Source organism: Thiorhodovibrio frisius (assembly GCF_033954835.1).
GTDB classification, from domain to species: domain Bacteria; phylum Pseudomonadota; class Gammaproteobacteria; order Chromatiales; family Chromatiaceae; genus Thiorhodovibrio; species Thiorhodovibrio frisius.
In genome coordinates, this window is the sequence record NZ_CP121471.1 from 3,526,723 (window position 1) to 3,539,986 (window position 13,264).

The 13,264-nt window shown below is 59.6% G+C and carries 9 protein-coding genes and 2 CRISPR repeat arrays; of the genes, 8 read left to right on the forward strand and 1 reads right to left on the reverse strand.

Features of this window, described 5'->3' with window-relative positions; all coding sequences use genetic code 11:
* Positions 1-49 precede the first annotated feature (49 nt).
* A CRISPR array of direct repeats spans positions 50-347; the repeat unit is 35 nt; unit sequence GTCGCAACCCCGGCCGGGCTGTCCCTCTCGGGGAG.
* Between the two features lie 116 nt (positions 348-463).
* Positions 464-1,738, reverse strand: a complete 1,275-nt coding sequence (gene ltrA, locus Thiofri_RS16040; RefSeq protein WP_009147486.1) for a group II intron reverse transcriptase/maturase — start codon at positions 1,736-1,738, stop codon at positions 464-466.
* Positions 1,739-2,469: 731 nt separating this feature from the next.
* Positions 2,470-2,837: a CRISPR direct-repeat array (repeat unit 35 nt; unit sequence GTCGCAACCCCGGCCGGGCTGTCCCTCTCGGGGAG).
* A gap of 945 nt (positions 2,838-3,782) precedes the next feature.
* Here ltrA and Thiofri_RS16045 point away from each other — a divergent pair.
* The 8 genes from Thiofri_RS16045 to Thiofri_RS16080 all read left to right on the forward strand — a co-directional run bounded on the left by Thiofri_RS16045 (position 3,783) and on the right by Thiofri_RS16080 (position 13,166).
* Complete coding sequence (locus Thiofri_RS16045) at positions 3,783-3,941, forward strand: hypothetical protein (RefSeq protein ID WP_323705441.1); 159 nt, start codon at positions 3,783-3,785, stop codon at positions 3,939-3,941.
* A 186-nt stretch (positions 3,942-4,127) separates the two neighbouring features.
* The gene (locus tag Thiofri_RS16050; protein ID WP_323705443.1) at positions 4,128-6,245 is read left to right on the forward strand and encodes an AAA family ATPase; all 2,118 of its coding nucleotides are present in this window, start codon (positions 4,128-4,130) and stop codon (positions 6,243-6,245) included.
* A 204-nt stretch (positions 6,246-6,449) separates the two neighbouring features.
* On the forward strand, positions 6,450-6,875 hold the full coding sequence (locus tag Thiofri_RS16055) for a hypothetical protein (protein WP_009146868.1): 426 nt from the start codon (positions 6,450-6,452) through the stop codon (positions 6,873-6,875).
* 101 nt (positions 6,876-6,976) lie between these two features.
* A complete protein-coding gene (locus Thiofri_RS16060; protein ID WP_323705445.1) occupies positions 6,977-9,265 on the forward strand; it encodes an AAA family ATPase in 2,289 nt (762 codons plus the stop codon).
* Between the two features lie 47 nt (positions 9,266-9,312).
* Positions 9,313-9,849: a hypothetical protein gene (locus Thiofri_RS16065; protein ID WP_009146494.1), complete on the forward strand. Its 537-nt coding sequence runs from the start codon at positions 9,313-9,315 to the stop codon at positions 9,847-9,849.
* A complete protein-coding gene (locus Thiofri_RS16070) occupies positions 9,846-11,030 on the forward strand; it encodes a GTPase family protein (protein WP_009146495.1) in 1,185 nt (394 codons plus the stop codon). Before Thiofri_RS16065 ends, Thiofri_RS16070 begins: the two co-directional genes overlap by 4 nt.
* Positions 11,027-12,550 carry a GTPase family protein gene (locus Thiofri_RS16075; protein ID WP_009146496.1) on the forward strand — a complete coding sequence of 508 codons (1,524 nt, stop codon included), beginning with the start codon at positions 11,027-11,029 and terminating at the stop codon, positions 12,548-12,550. Before Thiofri_RS16070 ends, Thiofri_RS16075 begins: the two co-directional genes overlap by 4 nt.
* 85 nt (positions 12,551-12,635) lie before the next feature.
* Positions 12,636-13,166, forward strand: coding sequence for a hypothetical protein (locus Thiofri_RS16080; RefSeq protein WP_143741679.1), 531 nt, complete (start codon positions 12,636-12,638; stop codon positions 13,164-13,166).
* The last annotated feature ends 98 nt before the right edge of the window (positions 13,167-13,264 follow it).

A 13,264-nucleotide genomic window follows, 5' to 3' on the forward strand; every position in this document is an offset into this window, starting at 1 on the left:
AAAAGGCCAGTCATAGAAATTGACTGGCCTTTTTTTGTGCCTGCGATCCGTCGCAACCCCGGCCGGGCTGTCCCTCTCGGGGAGCCAACAAATTTCCAGAATACACAATTTTGGGTCGCAACCCCGGCCGGGCTGTCCCTCTCGGGGAGTAAGTCTGGTGATGATCCGAATAATCATAAGTCGCAACCCCGGCCGGGCTGTCCCTCTCGGGGAGCATTTATTGCAGCAGGAAATGATACCGTTAAGTCGCAACCCCGGCCGGGCTGTCCCTCTCGGGGAGAAGATGGATTGGGTATTGAATGAGCAGTCTAAGTCGCAACCCCGGCCGGGCTGTCCCTCTCGGGGAGCATCACGGTAGGACGGCCAGTTACCCGGCCGCCCCCGTACAGATCCCGGCGTGCGGAACTACCGCACCGGGCTCCTCGAAATGATTCGCTTCGCACGCGGCAACATTGCAGAATACTCAGAAGCTGTGGCAGATTCGTGGTCGCTCAAGCTTGAACACCTTGATCAGTTCGGCAAAGCCCTTCCAGTTGTAACTGCGCCGCTGACTGCGGCGATTCAGCTCCCGGTAGAGCATGCGTGTGACATGGTAGAAAAAGTCACCCAGGCTGTCGGAGTTGCCTCGGATACCGTAGTAATTGTAGTACCCGCGCAGCTTCGCATTGAGAGCCGCGAAGAACTTGTCCTTGTGCATCCGGCAGTGTGCCCGACACCAGTCTCGAAAACTGGCCAGGGAGGCGCGGTATTTCTTCCGTGCCGTGCGCCGTTTGAGCGCGGGTTTTCCCCAACGCCCTCGTCCCCAGCGAAACTCGAATCCGAGAAACTCAAAGGTGCCGTTACGCGTCCAGTCCTGACGCGAGAACCGCAGCAACTGCGTTTTCTCTTGCGCGACTTCCAGCCCGAACCGCTCCATCCGCAACCCAAGCACCCGATAAAAGCGCTGGGCGTCGAACTCACATTCAAACGCGCACACAAAATCGTCGGCATACCGACAGAGGTACGCTTTCCCTTTGCAATGTGTCTTGACCGTGTTCTCAAACCACTCATCTAGCGCGTAGTGGAGATAGATATTCGCAAGCATCGGGGAGATGATCCCGCCCTGGGGCGAGCCTGTCTTGGGATGCTGAACCGCGCCATCTGGCTCCAAAACGCCGGCCTTTAACCACTTGCGAATCAGCCGCAAAAAGGGTTCATCGTCTATCCGTCGCTGCAACAGTTCGATCAGTGTATCGTGATCGATTCGATCAAAGAATGCGCGAATATCCGCCTCGACCAGGAAGTGATAACGCCCGCTTCGCAGCTCGGCGCTCAGGTCTCGCACTGCATCCAGGGCACCAACCCGAGGTCGGTAACCATAGCTACAGTCCAGAAAGTCCTGCTCATAAATCTCTTCCAGTATCTTGGTAACCCCCATCTGGAGCACTTTGTCCGCGATGGCCGGAATCCCCAATGGCCTCAACTTTCCGTTGAGCTTGGGGATGTATCTTCTCAGTACCAGCTTGGCCCGATACCATCCCCCTTTGACCGCCGCCGCCAGTGCTTCTACATTGTCCTGAAGGTTGGCTTCATAGGCGCGGGCATCCAGTCGGTCGACACCGCTGGCCGCACCTTTGTTAATCAGCCGCCAACAGGCCAGAAGATAGCTGACGTTGAGCAGGCCAAAGAGGTTGCGGAATCGATGGGCCTTGTCCGATGCCGCCTTTTTCGCTATTCCCAACAGGGAGGTTTGCTTCATGGTCCAGCCCGTCGTGTCTGGGTGAAGTGTCCTTTGTTGGCTGCATCACTTCGCCGACCCCTTTCCCATGTACGCGGCTCTCCCGCGCTCGGAGTACTATGAGTCGGTCTGACTCCCCATCCGCTTCCGGCGAACCTTCCTTCTCGGTCAGTTGCGCTTCCCCGGTCGGTCGGCTCTAGGCTTCGGTCTAATTCCGTTTCGGGGTTTCCCCCTGTGTGTCTCAATAACCGCATGCCTTACCTCTCCCGCCGGGAGCTGATGGGGTCTCCCAAGTTCTCGACGCTTCTGTGCTTGCATGCCAGGCGCTCGGACCCCGACAGACCCTCGGGACTCTCGCCGTGAACGACCTTAGGGCAACGTTTGTTTTCTCTGTTTGCTGCCTGGTTTCCCGGCAGTGCCACAATATCTTGCCCATCGTCGTTCTATTGAGTCCTCTGTGTTGGCTTCCAGGTCGTTAACCCTGTCGCCGTCTGCTTTAATGCTTTTAACGAGGCTGAAATCGCTTCAGGGTGGTGCGTACACCCCTCTGGCCTACAAGTTTCTCTATGTACGCTTCACCTCTTTTGTTCACGATAGCACCAGTCTCCTGACCAGTGCGTCGCTATCCGCCAGAGGCGCAACACGCGATACGGGTGGGTGGCTAGCCCTTACCCGACCGGGACTTTCACCCGGCAAGAAGCGCCAAGCTTCGCTTGGCGCACTAACGAAAAGGCGAAACTCGAAGATATAGAGTCGCAACCCCGGCCGGGCTGTCCCTCTCGGGGAGGCAATTGTGGATAATGTCCGCAAATGTATTCAGTCGCAACCCCGGCCGGGCTGTCCCTCTCGGGGAGTTACGCTTATCCCATTCGGAGTAATAACGAGTCGCAACCCCGGCCGGGCTGTCCCTCTCGGGGAGAGAAGTTCATCGCTAATAATCCCTTCGAGTTGGTCGCAACCCCGGCCGGGCTGTCCCTCTCGGGGAGTTGACGGGAAATTTATTGATCATCTCCATCAGGTCGCAACCCCGGCCGGGCTGTCCCTCTCGGGGAGTCCAATCCTTGAAGGATCAAGGATATGAAGGGGTCGCAACCCCGGCCGGGCTGTCCCTCTCGGGGAGAGCATTCTACCAGAAGCCAAGAACGACGCGCCAGTGCGGCGAGAAAATTGAGAACCCCCAGCGCCAAGTGTCGATTTTGGTCTTTTCCGCTATCGGTTCTGAATCGTGCCCGAATTCCGACCCGTTTCGGCGCATTATCTGTCGGCCGCTCACTGCTGCTCATTTCTGAATCTTATGTTTCTTTCGGTAACCAGCGCGGGCCACTCACGGCCATCCATACGCGCGGGTGCCATGTATCCATGTTTCTCACAAATAGAGGATTTAACCATGTTTGGAAGTTTCTTTTCGTCAAACGAAGACTCCGGTTGGGATTTGAGTAACGAAGGCGATTTGGAGGTGCTCGGTGAGCTGATGTGCGATCACGATTCCCATCTGGAATGTGATGAAAGCGGTAGTTGTGAATGTGTGCCTGACGAGGATTAGGAGCACAGTCAACCAGCAGGCAGCAGGGTGGTCAATTGCGGCCACCTTGCCTTCCGATCCTTGGCTGTCTCTGCTCATGTTTCTGAATCTTATGTTTCTTTCGGTAGCCAGCGCGGGCCACTCACGGCCATCTATCCGCGCGGGTGCCATGTATCCATGTTTCTCACAAAAAGGGGATTTAACCATGTTTGGAAGTTTCTTTTCGTCAAACGAAGACTCCGGTTGGGATTTGAGTAACGAAGGCGACTTGGAGGTGCTCGGTGAGCTGATGTGCGATCACGATTCCCATCTGGAATGTGATGAAAGCGGTAGTTGTGAATGTGTGCCTGACGAGGATTAGGAGCACAGTCACCCAGCAGGCAGCAGGGTGGTCAATTGCGGCCACCTTGCCTTCCGATCCTTGGCTGTCTCTGCCGATGGTTCTGAATCTTATTTCCTTTCGGTGCCCAGCGCGGCCACTTGCAGACACCCATCCGCGGGGGCGCCATGTATCCATGTTTCTCACAAATGGAGGATTTGAGCATGAGTGATTTGTCTGAATATACCCATGACTACAGCACCGGCGAGCGGGACCTTGACGATGAGATTAACGACATGATCGATGGTACCAACTGTCCCGACGGATGGCACCAGGAGTGCGATTCGGATTACCCGGACAATTGCAGTTGCGAACCTGATTAGTCGCACATAAAAGGCGTGAGGCTCGTTACTGTACCCGGGTCTCACGTCTTTGATTGAAAAAAACCACGCCGCGCAAACGGCGATAAATCAAGCGCTAGCAAATTGACTGATTGTGCAATGACTTACAAAGAATAGCTGGCTCGCTCCCATGGATGCGGGCCGCCCGCCCCTTCCAGGAGTGCACACATGACTATCCATTATCTTTCGGAGTCTGGCGACCTTTACCAGGCTCCTGAGGAGCCCTTTCTGCCCCCACTTGGCATCGAGAGCAAAGTCGTGATTCGGCTTTGTCTAAGCATGCTGTTCGAGGCAAAGGGTCTTTCTGCATTTCTCCAGTCGATGGAGCATAACTTCCCGGAGAATCGCCTTTTTCACGCGCTTGGTGTTGAGCGTCCTCCCGAGAAGGAATATGAGCATGTATTGAAACGACAGCTCATGGCGCGCCGTGCTGAGGTCGGGCGTTTTGATGGCGACTTTGGTCGCCAAATCGATACCGGTATTTCCCATCTGGCGGATCGGATCGGCCTCTCTGAGATTGACTGCCAGATATTGGGTTTCGCCGCGCTTCTTGAGCTGCATCGGTGTCTCGCGAAGTTGTCCTCTCTTGCTTTCGGTGAACTCGATGCCCTCTGGGTGGCGAAGGTGACAGCGACGACATTGGGAGAGGAACCGAGCGCGGTGCAAGCTTCGCTCTCCACCAGAGGCATCCTCTGCCGATCTGGACTACTGTGTGTTGAACGCAAGCAGAGAAGCCGGCTGCATGCGATGTTTAGTCTCATGCCCAGCCTGGCCGGGGCATTGATGGCCGGTGCCGAGGAGATCGACGCACTCCTCGATCGCAGTACGCCAAAGGCGCCGGCCGCGGGATTGACGCTCGCCGATTATCCGCACTTGCGCGCGGAAGTCAGTCTGGCGCGTCGTCTGCTGGCGGCTACCAGACACCCGGGAACCAACCTGCTGTTCCATGGGCCGCCAGGAACCGGCAAGACACAGTTGGCGCGTGCCTTGGCGGATGCGCTGGAGCGACCCTTGTATCAGGTTCCCAACGAGGACGATGACGACGGCCCAGTTACGGGTATCAATCGCTTGCGTTCCTTTCGGCTCGCGCAGAATGTACTGGCCCGGCAACCGCGGGCGCTGATTTTGTTCGATGAAGTTGAAGACGTGTTTCCTGATCGTCTCGGCGTTTCACTTGGTAATAGCGAGCTTACCAAGGGCTGGATGAACGATACCCTGGAGTCGAATCCTGTTCCGACCATCTGGGTATGCAACGGCCTTTCCGGATTCGATGAGGCTTATCTGCGACGTTTCAGCCAAGTGGTTGAGGTGGGGCTGCCGCCGCAGCCGGTTCGTGAGCGGATGATTCGGGCACATACGCGGAGTTTGCCGGTATCGAGGGCTTGGTGCCAACGTGCTTCGCGTCACCCTCATCTTTCACCGGCGCTCTTGCGCCAAGCGGTCGATACCCTGTCAAGAGCTGGCTATCGCCAGGGTGGACGCGCCGAGTCAACGCTGGAGACGCTCCTGAATGCCTCCCTGAGTGCCATGGGGGAACGGCCTTTACCCAAACCCGAAAGCGCGGATCAACTGCGTTTTCATCTGACCTATCTGAACGCGGATCATGATCTCAAAGCCCTGGTGCAGGGAGTCAAGCGTGATCCGCGCGCACGGCTGTGTCTCTATGGGCCGCCAGGCACAGGCAAGTCCGCCTTCGGTGCGCATTTGGCGCGCCATCTTGGCCGCCCGCTGCTGGTTCGTCGGGCATCTGATCTGCTCAATGCGTATGTCGGTGGCACCGAACAGCAACTGGCCGCCATGTTTCGCGAAGCCGAAACGGCTCGCGCTGTACTTGTGCTCGATGAAGCGGACAGTTTTTTGCGTGATCGGCGCGAGGCACGGGCCAGTTGGGAGTTGACTCAAACCAATGAGTTTCTGACCCAACTCGAAGCCTTTGACGGACTCTTTGTCGCGTCAACCAACCTGTTCGATGCGCTGGACGGCGCCGCTTTGCGCCGTTTCGACCTCAAGATTCGGTTTGACTACCTCCGCCCCGAGCAGAGTTGGCGCCTGTTTCGCGAGACCCTTCGCCAGGCAGGAGGCCAGTTGAGCAAACCTGAGCCATGGCGGACACGTCTTGCGGCTATGGACCGGCTCACCCCTGGAGATTTCGCCGTTCAACTGCGCCGCAACCGATTGGCCGCTGAGCCGATGACGCCCGGGCGGTTACTTGACGACTTGGCCGCGGAGATGGCGCTGAAGACCGACACACCAGCGCGGGCGGTTGGATTCATGGCGAATCTATGACCTGGGCGGCGAGCCCGCTGCGCTAGCAGCGGGCAAATCCAGAGGGTATTTGCATTCGACCCGCGCTGGAGCTAGATGCCATCAGTCGATACGACAGGTTTTGTCGCGCACCTCCATCAAACTGTCTTGATGTGCCCACTGTGCATTTTGTTTACCCGTCCGCTGCTTCTTCTTTGCTTGTTGACATAACCACTGGAGAAATCCATGCCATCAAAACGCGATTCCCTCAGTTCTCGCGACCTGCTTGCCCGTATCGGGCTGGACCAGGAGCTTGGTAACAATGACCTGCTGGATGACGAGCTCTTGCCGGACCTGACCGGTAACCCAGGCCCGGCCTTGCAGGAACGCGCGCGCTTGTTCGCGCAGACCCATCGTTTCGCGCCCGGTGATCTGGTGACCTGGAAGCCGGGGCTGAAGAACCGCCGTGTGCCGCGCAACGGGCAACCGGCGGTGGTGCTCGAAGTTCTGAGTGCGCCGGTGTTCGACAGCGAGAAAGACGCGGGTAGTGCGTATTTTCGCGAGCCGCTCGACCTGGTGCTTGGCCTCTTTCTCGAAGACGGTCCGCACCGTGGCGACTTTCTGAACTGGCATTTCGACAGTCGGCGGTTTCAGCCCTGGCCAGCGAAGTGAACCCTTAAGAAGTTAGACATTGAGAAATAAGACATACCAAATTTGAGAGTGCGCTTATCAGTCCCTCCCCTTTCCCACATTTGCTGCAAGGATGAAAAACCATGAACCCAAGTGATGCCCTAATCCGAACCGATCTGGACCAGATTCCAGCCATTTCGCGTCGGCTGGCCCGTTTGAGTCTGCAATTCTTTCTAAATGACACCTCTTTGGTGAAACGCCTCAATGACTGGGACTTTCTCAGCACCCTCTGGCAACTGAGCCAGTGCCTGCTTGAGCCCGCTGCGCTAGCCTTCTTCGACCCAGCCCTGGCGCCGGAACGGCTGCCTGAAGTGAGCACGAAGGTGCGCGATGGCCTGCGCGCTCTGGCGGCGGAACTGCGCAAGGCTGACGCGGAGCCGGATCAGGACGTGGTCGAAGAGGAGATGCGGTTGAAGCACAGCCGACTCAGTCACCAACAAGGCCGGCGCATTGAGCTTCCTCCACCTCCGTCTAAGCACCGCAAGCTGCGATTGTTCTTCACTGGCTTGTCCTTGGCTGTGCTTGAACCCTTGGCGGAAGCCGACGGCGAGGACTGCGTCGCGCCGCTTGCCGAACTGCTCGGCCGGGCGCTGGAACTCGAACCGGCAGCCGCGCGACTGCTCGAGTACCTGGTGCTGCGCGAGCAACACAATGAACTGCGTATTTTGTTGAAGGAGTCGCGCCGTGGACATTTGCATGCGCGACACGATCTGCACGTCGCCATGACCATCCTGCTCGGCATCGCCCCGCCGGTACTGCGTCGGCTGATGGCCAAGAGCGGTCCGCTGCGCAAGCTGGGTCTGATGGATATGCATTTCGGTCGCCATTTGGATCTGGAAGACTACCTGGATGCGACTGACTTATTGCGTGAGCTGATCGATGCGGAGCCAGAGGATGAGCAGGCGCTGTTGGCGCTGCTGATCGAGCCAGCCCCGGCAGCTGACTGGGCGCTCGATGCGTTCCCGCATTTGCATGAGGAGGCATTGCGGGCGCAAGGCGCGCTCAATCGCGCGGCGCGCGATGGTGTTGCCGGGGTGAATGCGCTGTTTTACGGCCTGCCGGGCACGGGCAAGACGGAACTGGCGCGCGCCATCGCCGCTGCCTGCGATCTGAAGGCGTTTCAGGTACGCACTAGCGACGAGGATGATGACGGACTGAACCGCGAGGGGCGGCTGTCGGCTTATCTGTTGGCGCAGCGGTTGCTGGCAAGACGGCGCGACGCGGTGATCATTTTCGATGAGGTCGAGGATGTCTTCGAGCAGCAGCATGATCTGTTCGCGCTGCTCAGTGGTCGCGCGCCGGCCGGGGAGCAGAAGGGCTGGATGAACCGCATGCTGGAGGAAAACCCGGTCCCGACGATCTGGATCAGCAACGAGGTGCGCGGACTCGACCCGGCGTTTCAGCGCCGATTCCTGCTGCCGGTGTGCTTTATCACGCCGCCGCGCTCGGTCCGCCGCCAGATGGCCGAGCGACATCTGGGCGACCTGGCCCTGAGCCCGGCGCTGCTTGATGAGCTGGCCGCCGATGAAGCCCTGACCCCGGCGGGGCTTGGCGCGGCACGGCGTTTGGTCGATCTGCAGCCGGATGCGCCGGTGGAGATCACGGTGCGCGCGGGGGTCGCCTCGCTGCGCAAGCTGCTGCATGGCACCCCAGCGCCCCGCCGGCGCGAGAATGCCACCGCCTTTGATGTTGCCTACCTGAACCTGGCCGGCGGCATCGCGCCCAATGCGTTGTTTCGCGCGCTGGAACGCGAGGGTAGCGGTCGGCTGTGCTTCTATGGCCCGCCCGGAACGGGCAAGACGGCCTTTGCCGAGGTGCTCGCCGATGCGTTGGATCGGGAACTGGTTGCACGCCAAGCCTCCGATTTGATTTCCCCCTATGTGGGCGAGACCGAGCAGAACCTGGCGCGGCTGTTCGCCAGCGTCGACCCCAAGCGCTCGGTGCTGCTGATTGACGAGGTGGACAGCTTCTTGGCTGATCGGCGCCAGGCGCAGCGGCAATGGGAGCGTACCCAGGTCAATGAGTTGCTGCAACAGATGGAGCGCTATCCCGGCATTCTGATCGCGGCGACGAATTTGATGAGCGGATTGGATGGGGCCGCGCTGCGGCGGTTTGATTTCAAGCTGGAGTTCCGAGCGCTCAAGCCCGAGCAGCGCCTGAGTCTATTTGCCCGCGAAGCGCTTGGTGATGCCGAGGCACCAGTACCGGAGAACCTAGCGCGTCACCTAGAAGCACTCAACAGCCTGACCCCAGGGGACTTCGCCAACGTCGCCCGCCAGCAGCGCTTGCTGGGTGAGGCCCTCGCGCCGGAGGCCTTTTTGCGCCGCTTGCTTGCGGAGTGCCGGTTGAAAACTGCGAGCAGTCCGGCATAAGCACTCGAATGTTATTGAATCGACTGATCTTGATCGAGGTAGCCAACATGAAAATCACCCCATTCAACGACATTTATCTGGACATGAATCGGATGTTCGCCTACCGCAACCCTTTGGTCGGGGTGCAGAGAAACCTGCAAAAGGTGCTGCATTTAATGGAAGCCAGACTGTTTTACTTCAACTCAATCATCGAAATCGGCCGGGTCGCCATGATTCCTGTCGCCCTGATGAACCCCGAGCTGAGTCTCTTGATCGCCCTGTTGTTTTTCGATTATCTGATGATCATTCTTTGGCCAGGCGTGGTGTTGATCACTGATCGCTATAGTGAATCCATTGAAGTAGATGTTGAGATGACCGATGGGCAGTCTCGAATAGTCGGGGTTTATTACAAGATCCATGGCGAACGGGCTTACCGTCTCAACACCCAAGAGATTTTTTCGACCTGTCTGGATTGGCAGCTGATGGGATATGTGATTGAAGATCTGATGAAACGGAACACACTGAATTTCTTTCGCCAATTGTATGTGAAGAAATATCTGGAACCTGTCTCGGCTGTTGGCACACATCAAGGAGCAGCCCTTTGAACACTTCGCCCTTCAACCGCAAGTCACAGGATACGGATCATGAGCGCGTCTCACGCGCCCAGGCTTGGGCGCGCGCCGAGGCGCCAACCATCTGGCTGCTCGGCAAGACTCAGGCCGGCAAGACCAGCATCGTTGCTGAAATTGTCGGCAAGGGGCATGACGAGATCGGCCAGGGGTTCCTGCCCATGACCAAGAGCGCACGCCTTTACGCCTTCCCCGAGGAGCGCCCGGTGTTGCGCTTTCTCGACACCCGCGGTCTGGGCGATGTCGCCGACTATGATCCAACCACCGATCTGCAACAAGCCAGCCGCCAGGCGCAGGTGATTTTGGTGGTCACCCGCGCCACTGACCTGGCCATTGAGGAAGTGCTGGCGACGCTTGCCCGGGTGCGCCGTGAGCAACCGGACCGGCCCGTGCTGGTGGCACAAAGCTGCCTGCATCAGGCCTACGCGCGCCATGATCGCCATCCCCTGCCCTATCCCTTCACCGGCGAGGACAGCGATTTCGCGCTGCCCGGACTGCCCGATGAATTGCGCCAGGCCATGCAGGCGCAGCGGAAGCTGTTTGCAGACCTGCCCGGCAAGCTTCCGCCGGTGTTCGTGCCGCTTGATTTTACCCGCCCGGAACAGGGCGTGCCGCCGAGCGACTATGGCGCGCAGCGCCTGTGGGATGTGCTGGAGAGCGTGCTGCTGGAGACGGTCGTGCGCTTGCGCGCGGAGGCCAGCACACCCTTGCCGGAGCGACTGCGGCTCAAGGTCATGTTGCCCTGGGCGTTCGCGGCGGCAGCGGCCAACGCCGTGCCCGCACCCATCCTCGGTGGCCTCGGCTCGGCCAGCCTGCAAGCACTCATGGTCAATCAGATTGCGCGGCGCTGCGGGGTCAAGGCAACACTCGACCAATGGGGCGCCTTCGTCACCACACTCGGCCCCGGATTCGCCCTGGGTTTTGGCGGACGCTGGGCCGCGCAGCAAGTGCTGAAACTCGGCATCGGCTGGGGCAGCGCGCTGGTCGCGGCCTGGACCTTTGCCATCACCTGGGGAATCGGCGAGGCGGCGCTGTACTATTTCGCCGAGCGCGCGGCAGGGCGTGAACCAGATCCAAAGATCACGCACGCACGCTATCTCCATGGAATAAAGGAAGCGCGCACCATCTATGAAAAACGCAAGGAGCCAACCCAATGAAACGATTCTGGAACCACATTCGATTCTACTGGCGCGAGTGGCTGCTGGGGTTTTTGATGCTCGCCCCGTTCGTGCTGGTGCTGCCGACGGCGGGCATCGCCTTCCTGTGGCAACAAGGCTGGTTCTGGTACTGGCCAACCAGCGTGGTGGCTTTCACCCTGATCCCGCTGGTGGCCATCCGCGCCTTCTGGAACCCGCGCGCGCATGGCGTCAGCATCGCCGCCGCCGATTCGGATGCCGCACCCGCGGAACGCCAGGCACGGAATGCGATGGAGGTTATTATCGCCGGTGTCACAGCGGAGGATGTGCGCACAGCGGACAGCGGACTGAACCTGATTCTGCGCTCGGTCAACGCCGTCGCCACCGCCTTTACCCCAGAGGGTGACGCGCTGCCTGAGCAAGGCCTGGCCGGCCTGTCCAAAGCCGCGCTGCGCTTCACGCTGCCAGAAATTCTGCTAATGAACGAAGAACTCGCACGCAAGCTGCGAGAGACCTTAACGCGTGATCTGCCGATGACGCGCCAGGTTGAGGTCGGCTGGGCGCTGGATACCTACGAAACCGGGACAAGCATCGCCGAGCCGGCGATGCAATTGGCGCGGGCGGCGCGCTGGGTCAACCCGCTTTCCGCCATCCAGCACGAGCTGGTGGGATTCGCGTTATCCAATGCGATCAATCAACTGGGCGCGCACGCCAAGGCACAGGTCGCCGCGTATCTCGCGCGCGAAGTCGGCGAAGCGGCGATCCGGCTCTATTCCGGCCATTACCGGCGCCGCGCCGATGAACTGCTCGCCACCGCACCCAAGTCCGAGGCGCCCCGGGCGCCAGATCCACTGACCATTGTGCTGTCCGGCCAACGCAACGCCGGCAAATCCAGCCTGCTCAACGCGCTCCTGGGTGTCGCCCAGGCGCCGGTCGGGCTGACCCGGCCCTCCGAGGGCTTCACCGCTTATCGCCTGGCCATGCCGGAGATTGGCGACCTGATTTTGGTCGACAGCCCCGGCCTGGATCAGATGCCGCGCGAGTCCTGGCTGAAGCAGGCGCGTCAGACTGACCTGATCCTGTGGGTGGTCGCGGCCAATCGCGCGGATCGCGCCGCCGATCAGCGCGGTCTGGCGAAACTACGCGAGCTGACCGCTTCCGATCCACGACTGCGCGCCATCCCCCTGGTGCTGGTGGCCACCCAGGCCGACCGGCTCGACCCACCGCTGGAGTGGTCGCCTCCCTACGATCCGCTCACCGGCACGCGCCCCAAGGAAGTCGCCATGCGCGCGGCCCTGGAGGCAGCGGCGCGGAAGCTCAACATTCCCATCGCGCGCAGTGTGACGGTCGCCGCGCCACCCGATGCCCCGCCCTGGAATCTCGATGGTCTGTGGACGGTCATCATCGCCGCCCTGCCCGCCGCTCGGCAAAAGCAGCTCGAACGCGCCCTGAGTCAGGACGGTTGGTTCAAAACCGTCGTCGATGGCTTCCGCACCGTGCCGGGCGTCGTCCGCCAGGTCGGCACGTTCATCACGCGCTGAATGTAAGGTGACTGAGCAACACCCAGCACATGGCCCCGACCAGAGATGCCCCCGGAGCGCACCCAAAAAGCCTGACCCGCCCGCGTTGAATACGGGACAGCGGCTCATCGGCCATCCGTGGTCAGGATCTGTTTTTTTCGCCGAGCCGCGCACTTCGCCCCGGATCGGGGACAGCATCCGTACCATTCCTTCAGCCAACAATCAAAATCAACCCCTGGCGGCAAAAAGTCTGTCGATCATGCTCGACAATCCCAAAGTAGGCGGAACTGCCGGCAGATCAGCGTTGCTCCTGCTGAGTCAGGCGTCTTATGACCGACGGTATGGTCGAATGCACGCGATCAAGATTCGCCATGTTCACGTCAATCTGTTCATCCGCAAGTTCGCCCGGCTCTATCCTAATGATGATCTGACCTTGGCGAATGTTGAACGCGTCGCCAAGGACGATGGCGCCAATCCCATTCTGGTCTGCGCGAAGGTTCCCAAGAACGCCGTGTTGCAGGCCAAATATCGCCAACACAGTGCCGATAACTGCGCGATGGAACACGACGTCAAAATCATGAAGACAACTGCCCTGGCCCGCTCCACTTCGGCAACGAACGGGTTCTATAACTTGTGACGGCTGTCCGCGACTCTTTTCTATCAAGACGAACAGGCCGCACTCAAAATGGCCCTACAATAGGCAGGGTCAGTTTCCATCCAGGATTGAAACACCGC

Excerpts from the sequence above, each read along its gene's own strand:
- Thiofri_RS16045 (WP_323705441.1), top strand. The coding sequence starts at position 3,783 with ATGAGTGATTTGTCTGAATATACCCATGACTACAGCACCGGCGAGCGG.
- Thiofri_RS16055 (WP_009146868.1), top strand. The coding sequence starts at position 6,450 with ATGCCATCAAAACGCGATTCCCTCAGTTCTCGCGACCTGCTTGCCCGT.
- Thiofri_RS16065 (WP_009146494.1), top strand. The coding sequence starts at position 9,313 with ATGAAAATCACCCCATTCAACGACATTTATCTGGACATGAATCGGATG.
- Thiofri_RS16060 (WP_323705445.1), top strand. The coding sequence starts at position 6,977 with ATGAACCCAAGTGATGCCCTAATCCGAACCGATCTGGACCAGATTCCA.
- ltrA (WP_009147486.1), bottom strand. The coding sequence starts at position 1,738 with ATGAAGCAAACCTCCCTGTTGGGAATAGCGAAAAAGGCGGCATCGGAC.
- Thiofri_RS16075 (WP_009146496.1), top strand. The coding sequence starts at position 11,027 with ATGAAACGATTCTGGAACCACATTCGATTCTACTGGCGCGAGTGGCTG.
- Thiofri_RS16050 (WP_323705443.1), top strand. The coding sequence starts at position 4,128 with ATGACTATCCATTATCTTTCGGAGTCTGGCGACCTTTACCAGGCTCCT.